At 57.0% G+C, this 24,765-nt stretch carries 20 protein-coding genes; 11 read left to right on the top strand and 9 right to left on the bottom strand.

Translation table 11 applies throughout. The features are described 5' to 3' along the window. Positions 1 to 121: 121 nt before the first annotated feature. From asmA to udk, 3 genes are all read right to left on the bottom strand, one after another. The gene (gene asmA / locus ACJ8M3_RS10225; RefSeq protein ID WP_089196802.1) at positions 122 to 1,954 is read right to left on the bottom strand and encodes an outer membrane assembly protein AsmA; all 1,833 of its coding nucleotides are present in this window, start codon (positions 1,952 to 1,954) and stop codon (positions 122 to 124) included. A 44-nt stretch (positions 1,955 to 1,998) separates the two neighbouring features. Continuing rightward, the gene (gene dcd / locus ACJ8M3_RS10230; RefSeq protein WP_019454407.1) at positions 1,999 to 2,580 is read right to left on the bottom strand and encodes a dCTP deaminase; all 582 of its coding nucleotides are present in this window, start codon (positions 2,578 to 2,580) and stop codon (positions 1,999 to 2,001) included. A 125-nt stretch (positions 2,581 to 2,705) separates the two neighbouring features. After that, complete coding sequence (gene udk / locus ACJ8M3_RS10235; protein WP_033642454.1) at positions 2,706 to 3,347, bottom strand: uridine kinase; 642 nt, start codon at positions 3,345 to 3,347, stop codon at positions 2,706 to 2,708. A 232-nt stretch (positions 3,348 to 3,579) separates the two neighbouring features. Here udk and ACJ8M3_RS10240 point away from each other — a divergent pair, with 232 nt between their 5' ends. Beyond that, positions 3,580 to 4,209, top strand: a complete 630-nt coding sequence (locus ACJ8M3_RS10240) for a phosphatase PAP2 family protein (RefSeq protein WP_089196801.1) — start codon at positions 3,580 to 3,582, stop codon at positions 4,207 to 4,209. Between the two features lie 45 nt (positions 4,210 to 4,254). Here ACJ8M3_RS10240 and apbC read toward each other — a convergent pair whose 3' ends face one another. Further along, entirely contained in the window at positions 4,255 to 5,367 is a 1,113-nt protein-coding gene (gene apbC / locus ACJ8M3_RS10245) for an iron-sulfur cluster carrier protein ApbC (protein WP_004938926.1), read from the bottom strand. Positions 5,368 to 5,526: 159 nt separating this feature from the next. Here apbC and metG point away from each other — a divergent pair, with 159 nt between their 5' ends. The 10 genes from metG (at position 5,527) to sanA (ending at position 18,430) form a co-directional block, all read left to right on the top strand. Beyond that, a complete protein-coding gene (metG, locus tag ACJ8M3_RS10250) occupies positions 5,527 to 7,554 on the top strand; it encodes a methionine--tRNA ligase (protein ID WP_046686707.1) in 2,028 nt (675 codons plus the stop codon). 230 nt (positions 7,555 to 7,784) lie between these two features. Beyond that, positions 7,785 to 8,852, top strand: a complete 1,068-nt coding sequence (locus tag ACJ8M3_RS10255) for a sugar ABC transporter substrate-binding protein (RefSeq protein WP_047572131.1) — start codon at positions 7,785 to 7,787, stop codon at positions 8,850 to 8,852. A 131-nt stretch (positions 8,853 to 8,983) separates the two neighbouring features. Then, positions 8,984 to 10,198 carry an MFS transporter gene (locus ACJ8M3_RS10260; protein WP_442514660.1) on the top strand — a complete coding sequence of 405 codons (1,215 nt, stop codon included), beginning with the start codon at positions 8,984 to 8,986 and terminating at the stop codon, positions 10,196 to 10,198. A 138-nt stretch (positions 10,199 to 10,336) separates the two neighbouring features. Continuing rightward, the gene (locus ACJ8M3_RS10265; protein ID WP_033642448.1) at positions 10,337 to 10,744 is read left to right on the top strand and encodes a CidA/LrgA family protein; all 408 of its coding nucleotides are present in this window, start codon (positions 10,337 to 10,339) and stop codon (positions 10,742 to 10,744) included. Continuing rightward, positions 10,741 to 11,436, top strand: a complete 696-nt coding sequence (locus ACJ8M3_RS10270; protein WP_033642447.1) for a CidB/LrgB family autolysis modulator — start codon at positions 10,741 to 10,743, stop codon at positions 11,434 to 11,436. Before ACJ8M3_RS10265 ends, ACJ8M3_RS10270 begins: the two co-directional genes overlap by 4 nt. A 137-nt stretch (positions 11,437 to 11,573) precedes the next feature. Next, a complete protein-coding gene (cdd, locus tag ACJ8M3_RS10275) occupies positions 11,574 to 12,458 on the top strand; it encodes a cytidine deaminase (RefSeq protein ID WP_060659738.1) in 885 nt (294 codons plus the stop codon). Positions 12,459 to 12,679: 221 nt separating this feature from the next. Further along, entirely contained in the window at positions 12,680 to 14,377 is a 1,698-nt protein-coding gene (locus ACJ8M3_RS10280; RefSeq protein ID WP_089196799.1) for an NAD-dependent malic enzyme, read from the top strand. A 499-nt stretch (positions 14,378 to 14,876) separates the two neighbouring features. Continuing rightward, positions 14,877 to 16,316, top strand: a complete 1,440-nt coding sequence (locus ACJ8M3_RS10285; protein ID WP_089196798.1) for a lipopolysaccharide biosynthesis protein — start codon at positions 14,877 to 14,879, stop codon at positions 16,314 to 16,316. A gap of 195 nt (positions 16,317 to 16,511) precedes the next feature. Further along, entirely contained in the window at positions 16,512 to 17,453 is a 942-nt protein-coding gene (locus ACJ8M3_RS10290) for a glycosyltransferase family 2 protein (RefSeq protein ID WP_089196797.1), read from the top strand. Between the two features lie 233 nt (positions 17,454 to 17,686). Next, entirely contained in the window at positions 17,687 to 18,430 is a 744-nt protein-coding gene (sanA, locus tag ACJ8M3_RS10295) for an outer membrane permeability protein SanA (protein WP_004938948.1), read from the top strand. Positions 18,431 to 18,496: 66 nt separating this feature from the next. Here sanA and mglC read toward each other — a convergent pair whose 3' ends face one another. The 5 genes from mglC to yeiB all read right to left on the bottom strand — a co-directional run bounded on the left by mglC (position 18,497) and on the right by yeiB (position 24,722). Next, positions 18,497 to 19,507 (bottom strand): galactose/methyl galactoside ABC transporter permease MglC, encoded by a 1,011-nt coding sequence (gene mglC, locus ACJ8M3_RS10300; RefSeq protein WP_033650595.1) that lies wholly within the window; start codon positions 19,505 to 19,507, stop codon positions 18,497 to 18,499. Between the two features lie 11 nt (positions 19,508 to 19,518). Continuing rightward, on the bottom strand, positions 19,519 to 21,027 hold the full coding sequence (gene mglA, locus ACJ8M3_RS10305; RefSeq protein WP_004938959.1) for a galactose/methyl galactoside ABC transporter ATP-binding protein MglA: 1,509 nt from the start codon (positions 21,025 to 21,027) through the stop codon (positions 19,519 to 19,521). 99 nt (positions 21,028 to 21,126) lie between these two features. After that, on the bottom strand, positions 21,127 to 22,119 hold the full coding sequence (gene mglB / locus ACJ8M3_RS10310) for a galactose/glucose ABC transporter substrate-binding protein MglB (protein ID WP_033650594.1): 993 nt from the start codon (positions 22,117 to 22,119) through the stop codon (positions 21,127 to 21,129). 265 nt (positions 22,120 to 22,384) lie between these two features. Next, positions 22,385 to 23,422 carry an HTH-type transcriptional regulator GalS gene (galS, locus tag ACJ8M3_RS10315; protein WP_033642442.1) on the bottom strand — a complete coding sequence of 346 codons (1,038 nt, stop codon included), beginning with the start codon at positions 23,420 to 23,422 and terminating at the stop codon, positions 22,385 to 22,387. A gap of 127 nt (positions 23,423 to 23,549) precedes the next feature. Beyond that, entirely contained in the window at positions 23,550 to 24,722 is a 1,173-nt protein-coding gene (gene yeiB, locus ACJ8M3_RS10320; RefSeq protein WP_442514661.1) for a DUF418 domain-containing protein YeiB, read from the bottom strand. Positions 24,723 to 24,765: the final 43 nt, after the last annotated feature.

The raw sequence follows: 24,765 nt of genomic DNA on the forward strand, positions 1-24,765 counted from the left end.
TGGCCCCTACTCTGCACAAACTGAGCAGAGGTCTTCATGACCTTCATCAAGGTAACGGAGAGAAATTATCGCGGGAACCGCGATATTGACGCGGGCCACACTGTGGCCCGCATCGGAGGGATTACAGCTTGTCGAGCAGCTTTTTCAGATCCTGACCTTCGCGCGAATCCTTGTTCTTTTCAGCCCATTTGTTCAGCGCATCTTTAGCCCGATCCTGCAGCGTTTTACGCAACACTTGATCGACCTGCAGTTGATAATTGAGCTGTTGCCACGGCCCATAGACCCGCAGCGGGATCGGCGTTTTTTGCAGTTGCTCGATCAGCTCGCCGCGCCCTTGCCATCCGCCGGTGACGCGCACGTTAAGCGCCATATCGCACTGTTTGCCCGGCATATCGATGCTGCCGGCGCCGGTCAGCGCCAGCAAAGGCGAATCCGCCGTCAGACCGCTGAGCTTGATCGTGCCTTGATTCAGGCTGGCCTGCGCCGAGACGTTTTTGACCTCGGTATAACGCTGATAGCTGTCTTGCCCGCGCACGCTGTTATCGTTGCGCGCCACAGCCTGCTGGATCAGCTGCTGAATGTTCAGGCCATGCAGCTGCGCATCCTGCATCGCCAGCTGCGCCGTACCGCGCCAGCGGTGCTCAAATGACTGTGAAGAGAGGCGATCGCCGGTCAAATCCCCTTTCATGCTGAATTTGCCGGTCAACATCTGCGGCATGTCGAAGGCTTTGAGCACCGTGCCCAGTTCAACCTGGTTCAGCGCCGGCTGCACGCTGATCACCGGTTTATTGCCGCGCGCGTCCAGCGAGCCCGGCAAGGAGAAATCACCGCCGGCCAATTGTCCGGCGAGTTTATGCAGCGTCAGCAGTCCGCGTTGGTTGTCCGCCACGACGGCCAACTGAGAGACGTTCATACCGCGATAGGTCAACTGCGCGGCCTGCAGATTCAACTGCGCATTGAAATCGCGCAGCGCCTCTAAATTCTGCTGCCGATCGTCAACCTGGCTGGCGATCACCGGCGCGGAAGTCACGGCGGGTTGTTCGGCGGTATTGGTGCTGGATTGCCAGCCGGAGAGCGCATCGAGATCGAGGTTAGCCGAATTGAGGTTCACCACATAGCCGGGCACCGCCCCCAGCGTGGCGCTGATATCGCCGGTCAATTGGCTGTTATTGGCACTGACGCTCAGCTGACTGACGGCAATCTGCGCCGGCGTCTGCTGATAGACCACCTGCGCATTGCCCTCTCCCTGAATACCGCCGTTCGGAATATCCGCACCCGCCAGTTGATAATTGAACTGGGTGACTTTGGCGCCAATCTGGCGAGGGAACTGCTGCAAGTCGACATCGGCCGCCATGCTGAAGGTCAGGTCGCGCTGATCGCGGTTGACCCGGCTGGAAAGTTCCAGCTGCGCCTGTCGCGTCTGCGTTTGTTGCAGGGTGAGATTGATATCCCGGACATTGATTTGCTCATTGTCGGCGCGCTGCCAAATCAGCAGACTGTCCACGACCCGCAGATTATCGATATCGAACTTCCAGGCCGCGTCTGTCGCGTCTGTACCAGTGCCGGCCGGCGCGATCGGGGCATCCATCTGCGAATGCTCTTCGCTATCGGGCGTGAGGCGAATGACGGCGTTTTTCAGCATCACCTGTTTCACAAACAGCTGATGCGACAGCAGAGGCAACAGTTTGACATCGAGGCGCATATTTTCCGCGCTCACTACCGGCGCTTTCGCGCCCGGCGCGGTCAGCGTCATGCGCCCGGCCAAAATGCTGAGCTGCGGCCAGATATGCCAGCGCAGGTCGCCTTCGAGCGTCAGCTGATAGCCGCTCTTCTGCTCGACCTTTTTGACCATGTAACCGCGAAAATCATTCGGATTGACCAGCAGTACCAGCGCGGACATCCCCGCCACCACGACCACCAGTAAAATCGCCAATGTCGTCAGTAATCTTCTCATGCCACCCTCTTGTCAGCGCCACACCGACGGTGCATCCCGCGCCGTTAGTCCTTGTCGATTCGACTGGCTACTGCGCCCTGCTGATCGCGATATTTTGCGTCCTGCCGGCTGTTGTATGGCCGGGCCGCCGGGCCGGACAACGGTTCAAAGCTCAAGGCCCCGATCAGCATGCCCGGCCGCAGCGCCAGCGGCAGCTTGCCGGAGTTGTAAAATTCCAGCACGATGCGTCCGTGCCAGCCCGGATCGATACGGTGCGCAGTGACGTGCACCATCAACCCCAGGCGCGCCAGAGAAGAACGGCCGTCGAGCCAACCCACCAGATCGTCCGGCAGCGTCACGGATTCGAACGTCACCGCCAGGGCCAGCTCGCCGGGATGAAGGAAAAACGCCTCGCCTTCCGGCAGGACAATCTCGTCGCTCATCACGCGATCCAACGCGGCGCTGACTTCGTCTTTCGGCCCGCTGAGATCGATAAAAGGCGCGGTATGGCCGCTGAATACGCGGAACTGGTTGCCCAAACGGACATCTACTGTGGCCCCGTTGATGCGTTCGAGCGGCGGACGCGGGGAAATCACCAGTTTCTCGCTATCCAGCCAGGCTTCTATATCGCGGTCGCACAGTCTCATGTCTCTCTTCTCCATCAAAACGCGTAACTAAACAAAAATTGCCACACAACGGGCGAAAGGTCTACGCCGGGGTGCAAATAGTTGGCCACCGGCCGGAAATACACATTTCCGGCCATTAAGCGGCATTATTCAAAGAATTGGCTGATTTTGGCTTTCAGAATATCGATCGCGATGCGGTTTTTGCCACCGCGCGGGACAATGATATCGGCGTACTGTTTGGAAGGTTCGATAAACTGCAGGAACATCGGGCGCACGGTCTTCTGGTATTGCGCCATCACCGAATCCATCGAGCGGCCGCGCTCGTTGACATCGCGCTTCATGCGGCGCATCAGGCAGATATCCAGCGGCGTGTCGACGAAGATCGAGAAATTCATCTCCTGGCGCAAGCGGATATCCGTCAGCAGCAAGATCCCTTCCAGAATAATGACTTTTTTAGGTTTCAGGTGGACGGTTTCTTTCTTGCGCGTGTGCTCGGTGTAGCTGTACAGCGGCAGTTCGATCGCTTTGCCCGCCTTCAGCATCTGCAAATGCTGGAACAGCAGGTTGTGATCCATGGCGCTCGGGTGGTCATAGTTGGTTTTGACCCGTTCTTCCATGGTCAGGTGACTCTGGTCTTTATAGTAACTGTCTTCTGGAATAACGCCGATGTGCTCATCGCCGACCTGCTCGCGGAGTTCGCGGTACAACGTGCTGGCAATAAGGCTTTTTCCGGAGGCAGATGCGCCAGCTATACCAATAATGACGCACTGATGCGGATTGTCAGTCATAAAATTAAAGACCTGATTTCGTAATGTGAAGGGAGGGAACTAAAACGCGACAATTATAGGGAGTCGTCGGGGTTTGCGCCACTGTATATTGCGCGACGGCGGGCGAATTCAGGCGATCGCGCCCTACCGGCGATATGACATTTTAAGAATCTCACGGCTAGGGCAATGCCCCGCAACAGGTTACACTCCTGCGCTGACTTAGGGACCCCGTAGTCTTTCATCGGAGAATGATGTGCTGGATTGGTATTTTTTGACTTTTTTCGGCGACAGCATGCTGCTGCTGCCCTGCGCGCTGATTCTGTTTTTGTTGCTGATCGTGTTTTCCGCCACCCGCGTTGCAGGCTGGCAATGGGCGCTGATTTTCGGTTTCACCGGCGGGCTGGTCTGCCTGTCCAAGTTGGCCTTTATGGGCTGGGGCATTGGTAGCGCAAGTTATGACTTCACCGGATTCAGCGGCCATTCGGCCCTCGCGGCAAGCATCTGGCCACCATTGCTTTGGACGTTGACCGGTCGCTTTTCCCACCCCATTCGTAGCATCGCTTTACTGACCGGGTGGATATTGCCTTTCACCATCGGCGTGTCGCGCCTGGAAATCCGCGTGCATTCGGTATCCGAAGTCATCAGCGGGCTGATTTTAGGCTACCTGGCCAGCGCGCTGTTTTTATGGCTGCAGCGAGGGAAAGCGCGACCACAGCTTGCCTGGCCGCATTTGGTCATCGCGCTGGCCTTGCCGTTGGCGCTGATGGGGCAGCGGCAGCCGGCCCCCACTCAGGGATTGCTGGAACATATCGCCAAAACGCTGGCGCAGATCGAACGCCCTTATACCCGTGCCGACCTGCACAAGCCTACCCCTACCCCATAAAAAAACCCGGCGTTTAAGCCGGGTTCTTGCATTGCGATAGGCTGATTACAGCGCGCGGAACGCAATCTCCGTCGGGATCGCCTCGCCCTGCCAATACATCTGCGCCGCCACGCGGCCGGCCAGTTGACGATACATGTCGGCGAATTCGCTCTCCGGACGGCTGATCACCGTCGGCGTACCGCGATCCAGATCTTCGCGCAGCGAGATATGCAGCGGCATCTGCCCCAGCAGACGGCTGTTATATTTCTGCACCAACTTCTCGGCGCCGCCGGTGCCAAAGATCGGCTCATGGTGGCCGCAGTTACTGCAGATGTGCACGCTCATGTTTTCCACGATGCCCAGCACCGGCACATGCACTTTCTCGAACATCACGATGCCCTTGGCGGCATCCAGCAGGGCGATATCCTGCGGCGTGGTGACCACCAGCGCGCCGGTCACCGGAATGTTCTGCGACAGCGTCAGTTGAATGTCGCCGGTGCCCGGCGGCATGTCCAGCACCAGGTAATCCAGATCCGGCCACAGCGTATCCTGCAGCAGCTGCATCAGCGCCTTGCTGGCCATCGGGCCGCGCCACACCATGGCGTTGTCGTCGGTCACCAGATAACCGATGGAGTTGGTCGCCAGCCCGTGCGCCATGATTGGTGCCATGTGCTGCCCGTCCGGCGAAGTCGGCCGCTCATGTTCGGTGCCCAGCATATTGGGGATAGACGGGCCGTAGATGTCGGCATCCAGAATGCCGACCTTGGCGCCTTCGGCGGCCAGCGCCAGCGCCAGGTTGACGGCGGTGCTGGATTTCCCCACCCCGCCTTTGCCGGAACTGACGGCGATGATGTTGCGCACGCCTTTGATCCCGGCTTGGCCGTTGGCGCGTTTCAGCGTCGTGATATCGTGTTTCAGCTTCCAGTCGATGGCGGCGGCGCCGGTCACACGCAACAGCTCAGGGCCGACGCTCGCCTGCAGCGCTTCAAAACCGCTCTGCCAGGCAAACGGCATCGTCAATTCGATATGCAGTACGTCGTCCAATAATGCGCAGTGATGAATAGCCTTCAGCGCAGTCAGGTTGTTTTTCAACGTCGGGTGTTCAAAGGCGGCCAGTACACCGGTCACCAGGGCGCGCAGAACTTCGGGGTTGGTCTGCTCAGGGGATTTTGCGTTCATCCCGGCTCCTTGATTTTGAATGGGTAGCTTCCGGCTAAGCATACCAGAACTGCGCGGCGGCTGGCGCGTATAACCTGTAAGAAACCGCCCTAGCAGCGAAGGGCGCGATCGGTTAACATCGAAGGCCCTTTTATTCATTACAGAAAGCAAGTTCTCACTATGGCTCAAGTCGCGAAAAAATTATTGGTGACGTGCGCGCTACCGTACGCAAATGGTTCCATCCATCTCGGCCACATGCTCGAGCACATCCAGGCGGATATCTGGGTGCGTTACCAACGAATGCGCGGCCACGAAGTGCATTTCATCTGCGCGGACGACGCGCACGGCACGCCGATCATGCTGAAAGCGCAGCAACTGGGCGTTAAACCGGAAGAAATGATCGCGGAGATGAGCCAGGAGCACCAACAGGATTTCGCCGGCTTTGGCATCAGCTATGACAACTATCATTCGACACATAGCGATGAAAACCGTGAGCTGTCCACCCTGATTTACAGCCGCTTGAAAGAAAACGGGTTTATCAAGAACCGCACCATTTCTCAGCTGTACGATCCGGAGAAAGGCATGTTCCTGCCGGACCGTTTCGTGAAAGGCACCTGCCCGAAATGCAAATCGCCGGATCAGTACGGCGACAACTGCGAAGTGTGCGGCGCCACCTACAGCCCGACGGAACTGATCGATCCGAAGTCCGTGGTTTCCGGCGCGACGCCGGTGATGCGCGACTCTGAGCACTTCTTCTTCGACCTGCCGGCCTTCAGCGAAATGCTGCAGGCGTGGACGCGCTCCGGCGCGCTGCAAGAGCAGGTGGCAAACAAGATGCAGGAGTGGTTCGAATCCGGTCTGCAGCAATGGGACATCTCCCGTGATGCGCCTTACTTCGGCTTCGAAATCCCGGATGCGCCGGGCAAATACTTCTACGTCTGGCTGGACGCGCCGATCGGCTACATGGGCTCCTTCAAGAACCTGTGCGACAAGCGCGGCGATCTGGACTTCGACGAGTTCTGGCGCAAAGACTCCACCACCGAGCTGTACCACTTTATCGGCAAGGACATCGTCTACTTCCACAGCCTGTTCTGGCCGGCGATGCTGGAAGGCAGCCAGTTCCGCAAACCGAGCAACCTGTTCGTGCACGGTTACGTGACGGTGAACGGCGCCAAGATGTCCAAGTCGCGCGGCACCTTCATCAAGGCCGGCACCTACCTGCAGCACCTCGACGCCGACTGCCTGCGCTATTACTACGCCGCCAAGCTCTCTTCACGCATTGACGACATCGATCTCAATCTGGAAGACTTCGTGCAGCGCGTCAACGCCGACATCGTCAACAAGGTGGTGAACCTGGCTTCGCGCAACGCCGGCTTTATCAACAAGCGCTTCGGCGGCAAGCTGGCCGACACCCTGGCCGATCCGGCGCTGTACCAGACCTTCGTCGACGCGGCACAGAGCATCGCCGAAGCCTACGCCGCCCGCGAGTTCAGCCGCGCAATCCGCGAAATCATGGCGCTGGCCGATCTGGCCAACCGCTATGTGGATGAGCAGGCGCCGTGGGTGGTGGCGAAGGAAGAAGGCCGCGACGCCGATCTGCAGGCCATCTGCTCGATGGGCATCAACCTGTTCCGCGTGCTGATGACTTACCTTAAGCCGGTGCTGCCTTCGCTGACCGAACGCGCCGAAGCGTTCCTCAACGCCGAGCTGAGCTGGGACGCGATCCCGCAGCCGCTGCTGGGCCATCAGGTGAACGCGTTCAAAGCGCTGTTCAACCGCATCGATCTGGACAAGGTCAACGAGATGGTCAGCGCCTCGAAAGAAGACATGGCCGCCGCCAAGCCGGTGACCGGCCCGCTGGCTGACGATCCGATCCAGGAAACCATCACCTTCGACGACTTCGCCAAGGTCGACATGCGTATCGCCCTGATCAAGAGCGCCGACTTTGTCGAGGGCTCCGACAAGCTGCTGAAGCTGCAGCTGGATCTGGGCGGCGAATCGCGCCAAATCTTCTCCGGCATTCGCTCCGCTTACCCGGACCCGAAAGCGCTGGAAGGCCGTCTGACCATCATGGTCGCCAACCTGGCGCCGCGTAAAATGCGCTTCGGCGTGTCAGAAGGCATGGTGATGGCGGCAGGCCCTGGCGGGAAAGAGATCTTCCTGCTGAGCCCGGACAGCGGCGCGCAGCCTGGCATGCAGGTCAAGTAATCGCGCAGATGCGCGGCGTAGGGAGGGTCGAGCTTGCTCGGCCCTTTTTTTTTTTTATTGCCCCAACCCCCACGTTATAAGCATGAAGAAAAAGTCATAACCGCCCTGATTCCCCTGCCCGCCGCATCCGGCTATGATGCTCCGAAACCCAAAATAGACGTCCAGACAGAAAGACTGCTATAACAGACCTTCACCGGGATCGTTTCCCTGCTTTTTTGGAGCCTATAATAATGAAAAACCTCAAGACTTCGCTGCTCGCCCTCAGTCTGTTGTCCGCCCTGCCGCTGCAGGCGGCGGAAAACGCCACCGTACCCGCCGCCATCGCTCAGCATCAGGGGCCGGTGCGCATCGCGGTGATCCGCAACCTCGGATCCGACGACAACACCACGCAATTTTTGGCGGGCGCCATTCAGGAAGGGCGCAAGCTGGGCTTCAAGGTGGATACCTTCCTCAGCAACGGCGACGACGCGCGCTTCCAGGACTTCGTCAATCAGGCTATCAGCCAGAAATATGACGGCATCATTCTCTCGCAGGGGCGAGCCCCCTATTCCACCGACCTGGTCAAGCGCATCGCGGCGGCCGGCATCGCCGTCGCGGCTTTCGATACCGACGTCAGCGGCAGCGTTCCCGGCGTCACCGTCTCGCAGCAGGACGACGCTTCACTGGCCAATGCCTCCTTCGGCCAACTGGTGAAGGATTTCAACGGCCAGGCCAATATTGTCAAGCTGTGGGTGGCCGGCTTCCCGCCGATGGAGCGCCGTCAGGCCGCTTACCAGCAGTTGCTGAAACAGCATCCGGGCATTCATGAGCTGGAATCGATCGGCGCGGTCTCATCCGACGTGCAGGGCGATACCGCCAACAAGGTGGGCGCGGTGCTGGCGAAATACCCGAAAGGCAAGATCGACGCCATCTGGGGCACGTGGGACGCCTTTACCCAAGGGGCTTACAAGGCGTTGAAAGAGAACGGCCGCACCGAAATCAAGCTGTACAGCATCGATATCTCCAATCAGGATTTACAGCTGATGCGCGAGGCCGGCAGCCCGTGGCAGGTCAGCGTGGCGGTGGATCCGAAGCTGATCGGCGCGGTCAACCTGCGCCTGGTGGCCAACAAGATCGCCGGGGAAAGCACGCCGGACAACTATCAGTTCAAAGCGGCGGTCATTCCGCAGGCGCTGCTGCTGGCGCAACCGGGGCCGGTCAACGTCGCCGGCCTGGCGAAGATCATCCCCGGCTGGGGCAGCAGCAGCGATTTCGTTCAGCCGTGGTTCGCCACGCTGCAGGCCGAACACGGTAAATAATGCTGTTTTTCACGAGGCTGCCGACGCAGCCTCTGTTTTTTAGATAAATATCGGCAGCCCCCTTCCGTCCCCGCCAAAATGCGCTATGTTATCTGCATCGCCCAATAACTGTATGCATAAACAGGTTTAAAATGAAGGGATTCCCCTCGCTGATCAACGTACTGCTGGCCAGTTCGCTGGTGTTGACCATCGGCCGCGGCGTCACGCTGCCGTTCATCACCATCTACCTCACGGAGCACTTCCAGCTGTTGCCGAAAAGCGTGGGCGTGATCCTGGGCGTCAGCCTCACCCTCGGCATCATCGCCAGCCTGTACGGCGGTTATCTGGTGGACAAATTCAGCAAAAACCGCCTGATCCTGCTGTCGATTTTATTGTTCGCGCTGAGTTTCTTCGCCATTCCCTGGATCCCGCGTCCCGGCGGCGTGATCGTGGTGCTGGCGATCCTGCATACCTGTTATTCGGTGCTGAGCATCACCATTAAGGCCTGTTTCGCCGACTGGCTGCCGGTCGAGCAGCGCATCAAGGCTTTCTCAATCAACTACACGCTGGTCAACGTCGGCTGGGCGATCGGCTCTGCGCTCGGCGTTCTGGTGGCCGGGCTAAGTCCGCTGCTGCCGTTCTACCTGTCAGGCGGCCTGGCGCTGGCGACGGTGACGGCGCTGAGCCTGCGCTTGCGCGGTGGTGAACAGCGCCCGGCACCCAGCGCCGCCGCACCGGCCGCGCTGGCCAACTTCCGCCAAACGCTGGCCATCTTGCGCAGCGATCGGCGGCTGATCTACTTCACCCTCGGCAGCACGCTGGGCGCGGTGGTGTTCGGTCAGTTCACGGGCTATCTGTCGCAGTACCTGATCACCGTCTCCAGCACCGAGTTCGCCTACAAAATCATCGGGTTGGTGATGATTGTCAACGCCGGTATCGTCATCGCCCTGCAATACCTGCTCAGCCGCGGCATGCGCCAGGAGAATATGCTGCGCTGGCTGGCGCTGGGCACGCTGTTTTTCATCGTCGGGCTGCTCGGTTTTATGGTGGCCGGCCAGGCGATCTGGCTATGGCTGGCGGCGATGGCGGTGTTTACCTTAGGCGAGATCATCGTTATCCCGGTGGAATACATGTTCATCGACTTTATCGCGCCGCCGCACCTGAAAGGCAGCTACTATGGCGTACAGAACCTCAGCGCATTGGGCGGCGCCATCAACCCGGTGCTGTGCGGGGTCATGCTCAGCTACGCCGCGCCGCCGCTGATGTTCGTGATGCTGATCGTCGCCGCGCTGCTCAGCCTGCTGTTTTTCTTCCTCGGCCATCGTTTGGCGGAACGTTCTGCGGCAACGGCCGAAGACGCGCGCTGACCCTGCCTGCAACTCTCAAAGCAGGATGTCAACCCGCCGATCGCGCATGGCAGGCATAGCGAGAATTCATAGTGCGATCTGTGGCGTGGCTCACAGTTTAATTGTATGATGAATTCATCGGTTAAACGGGAAAAGACAATGGCCAACGTGCTCACACTGTGCTGGAAATACCTCAGGGCCCTGCTCCTCATCTACCTGTGTCTGTTCGTCGGCAACGCAGTGGCGGCGCTGCTGCCGTTCGCCATTCCCGGCAGCATCATCGGCATGCTCTTGCTGTTCGCGCTGCTCTCCACCCAGATCCTGCCGGCCAAATGGGTTAAACCCGGCTGTCATTTGCTGATCCGCTACATGGTGCTGCTGTTCGTGCCGATCGGCGTCGGCGTGATGAAATATTACGACCAGATCGTCGCGCATCTGGGCCCGCTGGTCATTTCTTGCCTGATCAGCACGCTGATGGTGCTGGTGGTGGTCGGCTATACCTCACACTATTTTCACCGCGAGCGCCGCATTGCCGGCAAGCCCGACGACACGGAGGGCAACTCATGATCCACGAAATCTGGTGGTCGCTGCCGCTGACGCTAGCGGTCTATTTCGCCGCGCGCTGGCTGGCGCGCAAGTTGAACATGCCGCTGCTCAATCCGCTGCTGGTTTCCATGGCGGTGATCATCCCACTGCTGCTGCTCAGCGGCATTTCCTATGAGCGCTACTTCCAGGGCAGCAGGATCCTCAACGATCTGCTGCAGCCGGCGGTCGTCGCGCTGGCCTTCCCGCTGTATGAGCAGTTGCACCAAATCCGCGCGCGCTGGAAGTCGATTATCACGGTGTGCTTCATCGGCAGCCTGACCGCCATGATCAGCGGCGGCGCCATCGCCCTGTGGTTGGGCGCCACGCCGGAAATCGCCGCCTCTATCTTGCCGAAATCGGTCACTACGCCGATCGCGATGGCCGTCGCGGACTCGCTCGGCGGCATTCCGGCGATCAGCGCGGTTTGCGTTATTTTCGTCGGCATCCTCGGCGCCGTGTTCGGCCACACGCTGTTCAACCTGTTGAAAATCACGACGCCCTCGGCGCGTGGCCTGGCGATGGGCACGGCTTCCCACGCGCTGGGCACCGCGCGCTGCGCGGAGATGGACTATCAGGAGGGCGCCTTCGGCTCGCTGGCGCTGGTGATCTGCGGCATCATCACCTCGCTGCTGGCGCCATTTGTGTTTCCGGTGCTGTTGCATCTGTTCGGTTGATCAGGGTGAAACTTGCGATACATCTCGCATTTACGCCTTTTATTGCATTGATTTCATCATTTAAGAGACATTGATCACACTTTAATGTCTCTGGCCTGCCTAGAATGTGATCCCGTTAACCTGTAGAGAGACCTTCCATGCATCCGCGTTTTCACACCGCTTTCAGCGCACTGCCCGCGACACTGCAATCCGCCCTGCAGCCCTATCTGGACGCGTCCGACTTTCCGGCGATGTTCACGGCCGAGCAAGCGGCGGCGATCCGCTCAGGCTGCGGGTTGGACGATGACGCGCTGGCATTCGCGCTGCTGCCGCTGGCGGCGGCCTGCTCGTTAACCCCGATATCGCATTTCCACGTCGGCGCCATCGCGCGCGGGCAAAGCGGCAATCTCTATTTCGGCGCCAATATGGAATTCAGCGGCGCGCCGCTGCAGCAATCCGTACATGCGGAACAAAGCGCAGTGACTCACGCCTGGCTGCGCGGCGAAAAAGCGCTGGCCTCGATTACCGTCAACTATACGCCGTGCGGCCACTGCCGCCAGTTTATGAATGAGCTGAACAGCGGCGGCGCGCTGCAAATCCGTTTGCCTGGCCGCGCGCCGGCCACGCTGGCGGACTATCTGCCGGACGCCTTCGGCCCGAAAGATCTGGATGTCGCCTCACTGCTGATGGACGAGGTCAATCACGGGCATCAACTGCCGCTGAACGATGCGCTGACGCAAGCGGCGCTGGCGGCGGCCAACCGGAGCCACGCGCCGTACAGCAACGCCCACAGCGGCGTGGCGCTGGAAACGGCAGACGGCAATATCTACGCCGGCCGCTATGCGGAAAACGCCGCTTTTAACCCGAGCCTGCCGCCGCTGCAGGCCGCGCTGATCCTGCTGAACCTCTCCGGCGGCGACTGCCGGGCTATCCGTCGCGCCGTCCTGGCTGAACCGCAGGACGCGAGCATCAGCCAGTGGGATGCCACCCGCGTCACCCTGGCGGCGCTGGGTTGCCAAAACGTCAGCCGCGCCCCCTTCTAAGCGCACGACGGCGGAGCCATTCGGTTCCGCCGCTAACAGCACTGCCAGCCAAATACAATGCCCCGACGCCGCCAGAGACACTTTCTTTAGTTAAAAAATCATTTGATTGTCGATAATTACGCCAACCTGGTTCATCATCGGGCAACAAATGCTGTACATCTTCTCTTTATCTTTTAGGATCGTCGGCAATACAGTTATCTGATACGTGAAGAGTAAAACTGATGGAACTAGAATACGAAAGCAAACGCCCGCTCTACATCCCTTACGCCGGCCCGATTCTGCTGGAATTTCCGCTGCTGAACAAAGGCAGCGCTTTCACCGAGGAAGAACGTAGCCACTTCAACCTGCACGGCCTGCTGCCGGAAGCGGTGGAGACCATCGAAGAACAGGTGGAACGCGCCTACCGTCAGTATCAGGATTTCAAGAACGATAACGATAAGCACATCTACCTGCGCAACATCCAGGACACCAACGAAACCCTGTTCTATCGCCTGCTGGACTCGCACCTGAGCGAGATGATGCCAATCATCTACACCCCGACCGTCGGCGAGGCCTGTGAGCACTTCTCCGATATCTACCGCCGCGCGCGCGGGCTGTTCATCTCCTACCCGAACCGCGATCGCATCGATGACATGCTGCAAAACGCCACCAAACAGAACGTCAAGGTGATCGTGGTGACCGACGGCGAACGCATTCTCGGCCTGGGCGACCAGGGCATCGGCGGCATGGGCATTCCCATCGGCAAGCTGTCGCTGTATACCGCCTGCGGCGGCATCAGCCCGGCCTATACCCTGCCGGTAGTGTTGGACGTCGGCACCAACAACCCGCAGCGCCTCAACGATCCGCTGTACATGGGCTGGCGCCATCCGCGCATCTCCGGCGAGGAATACCACGCCTTCGTCGAAGAGTTTATTCAGGCGGTCAAACGCCGCTGGCCGAACGTGCTGCTGCAGTTCGAAGACTTCGCGCAGAACAACGCCACCCCGCTGCTGAACCGCTACCGCGACGAGATCTGCTGCTTTAACGACGACATCCAGGGCACCGCCGCGGTCACCCTCGGCAGCCTGATCGCCGCCAGCCGCGCCGCCGGCAGCCAGCTGCGCGATCAGACCGTCACCTTCCTCGGCGCCGGTTCCGCCGGCTGTGGCATCGCCGAGCAGATCATCTCGCAGATGAAGTCCGAGGGGTTGAGCGAAGACGAAGCGCGCGCCCGCGTATTCATGGTTGACCGTTTCGGCCTGCTGACCGACAAACTGCCGAACCTGCTCGACTTCCAGAGCAAGCTGGTGCAGAAGAGCGACAACCTGGCCGGTTGGGAAACCGCCAGCGACGCCATCTCGCTGCTGGACGTGGTGCGCAACGCCAAGCCGACCATTCTGATCGGCGTTTCCGGCCAGCCAGGGCTGTTTACCGAAGAGCTGATCCGCGAGATGCACAAGTACTGCGAACGCCCTATCGTGATGCCGCTGTCCAACCCAACCTCGCGTGTGGAAGCCCGTCCGGAAGACATCATCAACTGGACCGACGGCGCCGCCCTGGTCGCGACCGGCAGCCCGTTCGCGCCGGTAAGCTACAAAGAGCAGCTGTACCCGATTGCTCAGTGCAACAACTCCTACATCTTCCCGGGCATCGGTTTGGGCGTGCTGGCCTCCGGCGCCACCCGCGTCACCGACGCCATGCTGATGGCCGCCAGCCGCGCGCTGGCGGATTGTTCGCCGCTGGCGACCGACGGCCACGGCGCGCTGCTGCCGAATATCGACGATATTCAGGGCGTATCCAAGTGCATCGCCATGGAAGTGGGCAAAGCGGCGCAGCTGCAGGGTGTGGCGATCGTCACCTCCGAAGACGCACTGTCGAAAGCCATCGAGCACAACTTCTGGCGGCCGCAGTACCGCAGCTATAAGCGCACCTCGTTCTGAATTATCCAGGCCTATCGTAGCCTTCCCTGCGTCTGCAACGATAGGCCTGAAATTTTCTTAGCCATAGCGGTCCGGCCAGGACTTTCTTATCAAGGCACATTGCACGAATACCGAGGTAGTGATTGCCACAATCCACCAATCACTACCCTTCTGTGTACCGAGCATTAAGGCTGCAATGCTGGCGACCTCATGGCTATGGATACATTTTCACCACCTTACAAGCAAACTTCACGACTCGATTCTGAAGTCGCCCTTCGCCAATCTCAACCTATTCTGATAATGCTCTCTGCTCCTATAGAATCCTTGAAAAATGTGACTTGCTATGTCTAAATACCCCATAAATTATTTTTTAGGGCATACTATTTTGAAAAATAAAACAGTACTTATCATCTTGAAGAGATTTCGTATTTTCAATTAATTTTTTATTGGCGGGGCACTTTTTTATTGTTTTTTAATATGAACATTATTTTCAGGGTTTGAATTAGCATTAAGGTTTTTTATGAGCGCATTAAGTAATGCAAAGTGGGTAACTCTGTCACAAATGGGTAAGGTTTTCACCCAGTTAATGAGCATGCTCGTTCTGGCAAGGCTGATTCCCCCCGGGGAATTCGGTTTAATGGCCATGGCTTATGTCGTGATTAACTTTTCCCTTTTGATCAGGGATTTGGGCACCTCTGCGGCCATCATTCAACATCGTGATTTAAAGAACAGCACAATTAACGCTATTTTTGGTCTCAACATTACAATGGGGACAATCATAGCCATTGTAATTGTAATTTTCTCACCGCTAATTGCACATTTATTTAAAGAACCACGATTAGTCGAGGTATTGCTTCTCTTGTCCATTTCATTTCCTATTGCCAGTAGCGGTTCTACCCACCTGGCGTTATTGGAAAGAAATTCAAAGTTTATGACAACTTCTTTGATTGAGTTGTCCGCAGGTATTATTTCTCTCATCGCTGCGATTATACTTGCATATATGGGGGCTGGCGTATATAGTCTTGTCGTATCAAACTTACTGACGGCAATTATATCAACAACCCTACTTTGGATAAAAAGCGATTGGCGACCAAGCCTAAAGAAAATTTTTAACAGAGAAGAGTTGAAATTAATTTTCTCCTTTAGCGGTAATCTTACACTATTCAATTTTGTCAATTACTTCTCCAGAAATGCCGACAGCATGCTTATTGGTCGTTATATGAGTGCTAGTGTTCTCGGCTCTTATTCTCTGGCTTACAGAATCATGCTATTTCCACTTCAAAACCTAACTTTCATTGCGTCCCGCTCACTGTTCCCTATAATGAGTCGTCAGCAAGACAATGAAGCAGAAGTCAAAAAGCTGTTTCTGAAATCAATCGATGTAATTACATTCCTTGTTTTTCCTCTGATGGTAGGTCTGGCAACGCTAAGAGAACCGTTCTTTAATATTGTTTTCGGACCAGAGTGGGCATTGAGTGCCACAATTATGCTCTGGTTGGCACCTACAGGAATTGTTCAGTCTCTGACCAGTTCTACCGGTGCAGTTTTAATGTCTAAAGGGCGCGCAGGGATATTGTTGATGTTAGGTTTCCTTGGCTCTTTCCTACTATTAAGTGCATTCATCATCGGTGTACAATACGACATTATTACACTCACTATGCTGTATTTCGTTGCTAACGTAATAAACTTCATTCCGGCAATGTCTATCACAATGCGGCTATTAGGGGGTAACCTGTTTGAGGTTATTGTCAGACTCATTGGACCAGGAATTTGTTCAGGGATCATGTTTGCAGCACTCTACTGGCTGTTACACCTCTCCCACTTAAAAATTGAGATAAATAGCATATTTTCATTGATTTGCGTATCATTGTTTGGTGCAGTTATATACTTCGTCACATCAATATTTTTCTTACGCGATAGAATTAATTATTTCAAAAAGGCTGTACTAAAAAAAGTATAAACTCACAGGGCCGGGGAACAACTCCCGGCCCTGTTGACGACAGAAAGTAGAATTGGCCAGTCATCTCATTATAACAAATGCGTCATTAATTCTCGGATCTTCCCCACAAATTTTAATCAATGCGTTTTTTTTGTTTAAAAAAATTTCTAATCGTGTTAGTCTAATTAAAACTAATCCCGATTGAGTTTAATCAATATGAACCCTAAAGTTAGCATTATTATAGCGAGCTATAATACAGACAAATACATTGTTGAGTGTGTGAACTCTGCGCTTGGGCAGGATTACGAAAACATTGAAGTCATCGTTGTCAATGATGGATCAACTGATACCACTGAAGAGTTATTATCCGAACTTGCTCACAATAACGCTAAACTGAAAATTTTGACGCAAAAAAACCAGGGACAGTCAGTCGCCAGGAACAATGGGCTAACACTGGCTACAGGCGAGTTCGTCATTTTTCTCGATAGTGATGATGCCATTGATAACTCATTGATATCAAAATGTATCTCGGCACTTAATGCGACTAAGAGCGATATTGTTTTCTTTAATGGTGAAAGTTTTTACGATAGTGCAGATGATGAGCTTACGGCAGGTTTTGCTCCTAAGTACATTAGAAATACCCGCTTGTGTGAAGAGGCGATGGATAGCCATACTTTTTTCAAAAGGTCATGGAAATTAAATAACTATACGGTAAGCCCGTGCATGTTCATTTCCAGAACGCAACTTGTAAAGGATAATCCTTTTTATCCGGGCATCGTGCATGAAGATAATTTATTTACTACTAAGATCCTTCTATCACAGAAATCCAAAATTATTTGTATAAACGATATTCTTTACAGAAGACGTATACGCCCTAATTCAGTCATGACATCAAAGAAGAGCGAACGAAATGCGATTGGTTATTTAACTGTGGCGAAAAAAATGACCGCACTGCGCTCTCAAACGGATGATGAATTGAACGCTTGCTTAAATAGTTTTATTTCTCATTGTGTTAGCTCATCACTCAATGATGCTAAGGCCTGCTTCAAACGTTTACCTAAAGAGCTGAAGAAAGAGTATCTGGAAGTCATCAAAGATATTGGTTTGATGAATGTCAGGAAAAAAACCTTAGCCAAGTTTATTTTATCTTACTTTTAAAACGTCACTAAAAGTTAACCCTGAGCGCTGAGTTTCAGGGTTTTTTTTCATTTTTATCTACCAACTCCGTCTGTGTGTCCCCCTTTCAACCAGAGCCGATCAATTTTTTTCAGCCCGAACCGTCGAAAAATGCGGCGACGCGCGTGCTTCAGGCGGTTCGCGTCTTGCGTCGGTCGGTCAGGTAAAGTAGCCTTGATCCATCTTTTTCAGCCCGGCGCGCGTAAGGCAACAACATGTGGAAACGCCTGATAATCAGCCTGTTCATCATCATTGCGGTGTTGATGGGCTCGGCTATTGCGCTCGATCGCTGGATCAGCTGGAAAACCGCGCCTTACGTCTACGACGAACTGCAGGAATTACCGCATCGCCAGGTCGGCGTAGTGCTCGGCACCGCCAAGTATTATCGCACCGGCGTGATCAACCAGTATTACCGTTACCGCATTCAGGGAGCGATCAACGCCTATAACAGCGGCAAGGTGAAATACCTGCTGCTGAGCGGCGACAATGCCCAGCAAAGCTATAACGAACCGATGACCATGCGCCGCGATCTGATCGCCGCCGGCGTGGCGCCGAGCGATATCGTGCTGGATTACGCCGGCTTCCGCACCCTGGATTCCATCGTGCGCACCCGCAAGGTGTTCGACACCAACGATTTCATCATCATCACCCAGCGCTTCCACTGCGAGCGCGCGCTGTTTATCGCCCTGCACATGGGCATTCAGGCGCAGTGTTACGCGGTGCCGTCGCCGAAGGACATGATGACGGTGCGCGCCCGCGAGATCTTCGCCCGTCTGGGCGCGCTGACCGATCTGTACATCCTCAAGCGCGAGCCGCGCTTCCTCGGCCCGCTGATCCCGATCTCCGCCATGCACACCGTGCCGGAAGACGCCCAGGGTTATCCCGCCGTGTCACCGGAACAGTTGGTGGAGCTGGAGCACAAGCTGAAAGAAGAGAAACAGAAAGCCAAACAGCCTTGACGCAGCAAACGCCCAAAAGAAAGGCCGGCATATTTTGCCGGCCTTGTCGTCTCTGCTGCGGTAGATCTACTTCTTCTTGGCGTATTTCAACGAGTCCAGCGCCACGGCGAAGATGATGATGCTGCCCTTGATGATGTACTGCCAGTACGGGTTGATGCCGATATAGGTCAGGCCGTAGTTGATGACGGTAAAGATGATCACCCCGGTCACCACGCCCCACACCGTCCCCACCCCGCCGGCAAACGAGACGCCCCCCACCACGCAGGCGGCGATGGCGTCCAGCTCATACATAAAACCGAGGTTGTTGGTGGCGCTGCCGATGCGCCCCGCTTCCAGCAAGCCGCCGAAGGCATAGAACACGCCGGACAGCGCATAGATCATGATCAGGTTCAGCGGCACGTTGACGCCGGACACTTTGGCCGCTTCCGGGTTGCCGCCGATGGCGAAGATGTTCTTGCCGAAGCGGGTCTTGGTCCACAGGATCCAGACAAATATGATGGCAATCAGCGCATAGAAGGTGATGTACGACAGCTTGAAGTCGCCGAAGCGCAAGAAGCCTTGGGCAAAGGTGGAGAACTTCGGATCGAAGCCCGCGACCGGCGACGCGCCGACCGAATCGTAATACAGCGAGTTGATGCCGTAGACGATGATCATGGTGCCCAACGTGGTGATGAACGGCGTCACGTTGAGGTAGGCGATAATCAGGCCGTTAACCAGGCCGATCACCGCGCCGACCGCACACACCAGCAGGATGACCACGGGAATCGACCAGGTTTCCATGTGCGGGAACACTTTGTTGACGTTATCCATCGACTGCAGCAGCGTGGCCGCCACCACCGCCGCCAGCCCCACCTGCCGCCCGGCGGACAGGTCGGTGCCCTGGGTCACGATCAGCCCCGCCACGCCCAGCGCGATGATGATGCGCACCGAAGACTGCGTCAGGATATTGCTCAGGTTCATCAGGCTGAGGAAAGTGGGGTCCTGAATGATGATGATGCCCAACAGCACCAGCAACACCACGTAAATGCCGCCTTCCTTGAAATAGGTAAATAAGGTTTTTTTATTTAGCGCGTTCATAATTCGAATCCTTAAAGGTGCAGGGAGGCAAGACGTAAGATTTCATTTTGCGAGGTCTGTTTGGTGTTAACGATGCCCGCAACCTGGCCGTTGCTCATCACCAAAATGCGGTCGGTGATCCCCAAAAGCTCCGGCATTTCGGACGAGACGATAATGATCCCCTTGCCCTTCTTCGCCAGCTCGGTCATCAGCTGATAGATCTCGAACTTGGCGCCCACGTCGATGCCGCGCGTCGGTTCATCCAGCATCAGGATCTCCGGCTGCGTCAGCAGCCAACGGCCGATGATCACCTTTTGCTGATTGCCGCCGGACAGCGAGCCGATATGGGTGTGATGCCCCGGCGTTTTCACCCGCATGGCGTCGATCACCCACTGGGTGTCGCTCTTCATCCGCGCGTTGTCCAGCAGGCCGAGCTTGTTTTTATAATTGCGGATGTTGGAGATCAGCGAGTTGAAACCCACGTCGAGGTAGGCGTAAATCCCGGTGGATCGGCGCTCTTCGGTCACCAGCGCGAAACCGTGGTTAATCGCTTCGTTGGCGCTGTGGTTGTCGATCGCCTTGCCGTGCAGCTTGATAGTGCCCGCCACCTTCTCGCGAATGCCGAACAGCGTCTCGACGATGTCGGTGCGCTTGGCGCCCACCAGCCCGGCGATGCCGAGGATCTCGCCCTGGTGCAGATCGAAGGACACATCGCGGATCGAAGGCTGGCGCAGCGACGTCAGGTTCTTCACCTCGAGGATCACCTCACCCGGCGTGTTCTGCCTGTCGGGGAAACGCTGGCTCAGCGAGCGGCCGACCATCATGGCGATGATCTTGTCCATATCCAGCCCTTCCAGCGGCTGGGTGGCGATCCACTGGCCGTCGCGCAGCACCGTTATCTCGTCGCACAGCTGGAAGATCTCTTCCATCTTGTGCGAGATATAGACGATGCCGCAGCCGCGCTCTTTCAGCTTGCGGATGATGGTGAACAGGTGATTGACCTCTTTCTCCGTCAACGAAGAGGTCGGTTCGTCCATGATGACGATCTTGGCGTCATAGGAAAACGCTTTGGCGATCTCGATCATCTGCATCTGCGACACCGACAGGTTGCCCACCTTTTCGCGCGGGTTGATGTCGATATCCAGCTCGTCGAAGATCGCCTGAGTGTCTTTGAACATCTTGTCCTGATCGACGAACAGGCCTTTGGTCGGGTAGCGTCCCAGCCACATGTTGTCCATCACGGTGCGCTGCAGCACCAGGTTCAGCTCCTGATGCACCATGGAAACGCCGTGCTCCAGCGCTTCCTTCGAGCTCTTGAAGTCGATTTCCCGGCCCTGAAATACAATGCTGCCGCTGTCTTTTTTGTAAATGCCGAACAGGCATTTCAACAACGTCGATTTCCCCGCGCCGTTCTCCCCCATCAGGGCGTGAATGGAGTGCGGACGGACGCGTAAATTGACATTGTCCAAGGCTTTGACGCCGGGAAATGACTTACAAATATCCGTCATTTCCAGCAAAAATTCGCGTGAGCTATCGGCCATAAATACACCTGGCTTAACGATCTTGCAGTCGTAAACATCCCCGCCGGCGGTATCCCTGGTGTTGGCGCCGCAGGCGGGGTCTTAGCGGGATCTCAATTCTTATTTAATGAACTGAGACAGGTTGTCTTTATCTACGCCGACGTAAGGGATACGCACGACTTTATTTTCGATTTTATATTGGGTGCCTTCGGTGGCCGGTTTGCCCGCCGCCAGGTTTTTCGCCAGCTCGAAGGTGGCCTTCGCCTGATTGTCGGCGTCATTCAGCACCGTGCCCGCCATCGCGCCGGATTTCACCAGCGCCAGCGCTTCAGGCAGCGCATCCACGCCGAACACCGGAATACTGGTCTTGTTGTGCGCTTTCAGCGCTTCCACCGCGCCCATCGCCATGGCGTCGTTGTTGGCGATCACCACTTCGATCTTGTTGGCGTTCGGGCCGGAGAGCCAGGCGTCCATCTTGTCTTTCGCCTGCGCGGTATCCCACATCGCGGTATCCAACTGCAGCTGTTGGGTCTTGATGCCTTTCTCGTTCAGCGTTTTCACCACGTAGGTGGTGCGCGCTTCGGCATCCGGGTGGCCCGGCTCGCCCTTCAGCAGCACGAATTGGATCTGGCCGTCTTTGTTCAGATCCCAGGCCGGATTGGCTTTCCAGTGTTTGGCGATCAGTTCGCCCTGGATCACGCCGGACTCTTTGGAATCGGTGCCGACGTAATACGCCTTGTCATAGCTGTCCAGCGCTTTGCGGGAAGGTTCTTTGTTGTAGAACACCACCGGGATATCGTTTGCGCGCGCCTTATCGATAACCACCGGCGCCGCGGCCGGGTCGACCAGGTTGATCGCCAGCGCTTTCACGCCCTTGGCCAGCAGCACGTCGATCTGATCGTTCTGTTTGGACTGATCGTTCTGCGAGTCATTCATCAACAGGGTAACGTCCGGTGAAGCCTTGGCGTCTTTCTCGATCGCTTTGCGCACCACCGACATGAAGTTGTCGTCGTATTTGTAAATCGTGACGCCAATACGGGTATCAGCATGGGCTGCGGCGCCAAACATCATGGCAGCGGCCATGGCGGCCAGGGTGAAAACCTTCTTATTCATTGTCAATCTCCGGTTCTGTGTAGGGTATTACTCGTCTTTGAGCCAATGGTCACCGGCAGTGCGCGCACCCCAGGCCAGGCGATTTCCACTCAACACCTGTCGTCCGTGGATCTTGTTATTTCCGAGAAATGCTGTGTCAGCGCGAGATAAACGGTTACAGCGGCAAGGGCCTTTGCGCCTGAAAACGCCTAGAGCATAGACGGCGTGATGTTAATATTCTGTGAATTTTCTCACAGATTGAAAACGGTTACACAAGATTAAATCGTCAGAGAGTGACCGTCGCCTCACTTTGCCAGGGGGCGACAGAATGGCGCCGCACCAGCGTCGGCATGAACAGATGGCTCGCCTGCGGCTCCGCCAGGCCTGCTGCGCCCTGTAATGCCAGCTCGGTCGCCAACGTGGCCATCGAAACGATCGGGTAACGCACCGTGGTAAGTTTAGGGCTGGTGTAGCGCGCGATGGGAATGTCGTCGAAGCCGATCAGCGAAAAATGCTGTGGCACCGTGATACCGTTTTCTTTCAGCACCGCCATGGCGCCGGCGGCCATGGCGTCGTTGTAGGCAAACACCGCGCTCAGCTGTAAGTTGCGCCCCAGCAGCTCGACCATCGCCGCCTCGCCGCCCTGCAGATCCGGCGAACCGTACGCGCGCCAGCTGTCGGGCGTCGCCAGCCCGGCGGCGGCCATCGCCTGCGCATAGCCTTGCTGACGCAGCGGCCCGTCTTCGATCGGGTGATTGGAGCCCAGATAACCGATGCGCCGATGGCCCTGCGAGAGCAGAAGACGCATCGCCATGTCAGCGCCGCAGACGTTGTCCAGCCCAACGCAGCGCGGCTCATAGCCGGGGATAATCCGATTGATCAGCACCATGCCCGGCACCTGCTCCAGAAAGCCGATCAGTTCGGCGTCGCTCAAGGCTTTGGCGTGAACAATCAGGGCGTTACAGCGCTGACGGATCAGCACTTCGATCGCATGGCGCTCTTTGTCCGCCTGATGATAACTGTTGCCGATCAGCAGATACTTGTGGTGTTTCTGCGCCACCGTGTCTACCGCTTTCACCAGCGCGCCGAAGAACGGATCGGACACGTCCATCACCACCACGCCCAGCGTATCGCTGCTTTGGGTCGCCAGCGCCTGTGCATTGGCGTTGGGGCGGTAGCCCAGTTCCGCCACCGCCTGCAGCACCTGTTCGCGCGTCTCTTTGCTGGTCAGCGCGCTGTGATTGAGCACGCGAGACACGGTCGCCACGGAGACGCCGGCGCGTTTCGCCACGTCGCGAATAGTGATCGGATGAACTGGAGGCATGCGGGATCCTGAAATCGGGGTAGTGGCCGGTGGCGCTATCCTACCCCGATTGACCCGCAGCTCTGCGTGAATTACGTCACAGGAAAGAAAACGTTTACATACATTTTTTTAACCTGCCGATGGGCGCTCACTTCAGCGCTTTGGATTCCGTTTCACCGGCGGCCATCTGCGTCAATTTGCGCCACAGCCATTCCATCGGCCCCTGTTCGAAGTAACGCAGCCACAGTGCGGAAAAGACCAGGTTGACCCACCAGACCAGCGGCACAAACGCCAACAGCTGAAGCCGGTCGAACTGCTCATAGAGGCCAAAGCGATAAAACAGCGTAGTGCAGATCAGCGTTTGCAACAGGTAGTTGCTCAGCGCCATGCGCCCCACCTGGCTCAGCCAGTGGGCGATGCGCAGGCGCGACAGCGCGGGCCAGAAACCGTAACACAGCGCCAGATAGCCCAGCGCCTGCAGCGGCGCGCCCAGCTCGCGCGGCACCTGCAGCAGGAAACCGCTCCAGCGATAGTCCCAGTGCACCTGCCATTGCAGCGCCACCGCCGGCAGTTGGATCAGCACGGACAGCGGCAACAGCCACGCCGCCTGCCGCAGGTAATAGCCGGAGGAATAGCTGCCGCGCAGCCAGCCGCTGCGCATCAGCCCGGCGCCGAACAGCATCAGCCCCGCCAGCTCCCAACCATACTGCGCGCCGATGGCCAGCAGGCTGGACGAGAGCAGATCGGCGCGGCTGCGCCAGGCTTCGAAACCGCCCTGCAGCTTCCAGAACTTCTCGTACTGCAACTCCGCCACGCCCGGCTGCCAGAAGCTGCCCGGTTCACCGTGCGAGACAAAACCGAGCAGCAGCAGCACCGCCACGCCGATCAGGTAGAGCACCACGCCGGTTTTCAGCAGTTGGAGTGTGTCTTTGGCTTCGCGGATCATGCGCCAGCACACCAGGCCGATAAGCCCGTAGGCCAGCAGAATGTCGCCGTCCCACAGGAAGATGGCGTGCGCGAGGCCGAACAGCACCAGCCACGACAGCCGCGCGCGGATCCAGCTTTTGCCGCGCCGCAGCAGCATTTGCAGCCCGGCGCCGAACAGCAGCGCGAACATCGCCAGGAACTTGGCCTGGGCGAAGAGATCCAGCAGCGCCCAGGTCCAGGCGTCGCGCGATGACGGCATCCCCAGATAGGCCGGATTGAGGTAGGCGGCCTTCGGCAAGCCGAAGGCGCTGATGTTCAGCAATAAGATGCCGAGGATGGCGATGCCGCGCACGCAGTCCAGCGTGGCGATGCGCGGCAGAGGATGACTGTTCATTTTTTATCGCTGTCTTCCGCTCATGAAAAAGGCGCCCGCAGGC

This window comes from Serratia sp. CY55921 (genome assembly GCF_052167655.1).
GTDB lineage: Bacteria > Pseudomonadota > Gammaproteobacteria > Enterobacterales > Enterobacteriaceae > Serratia > Serratia ureilytica.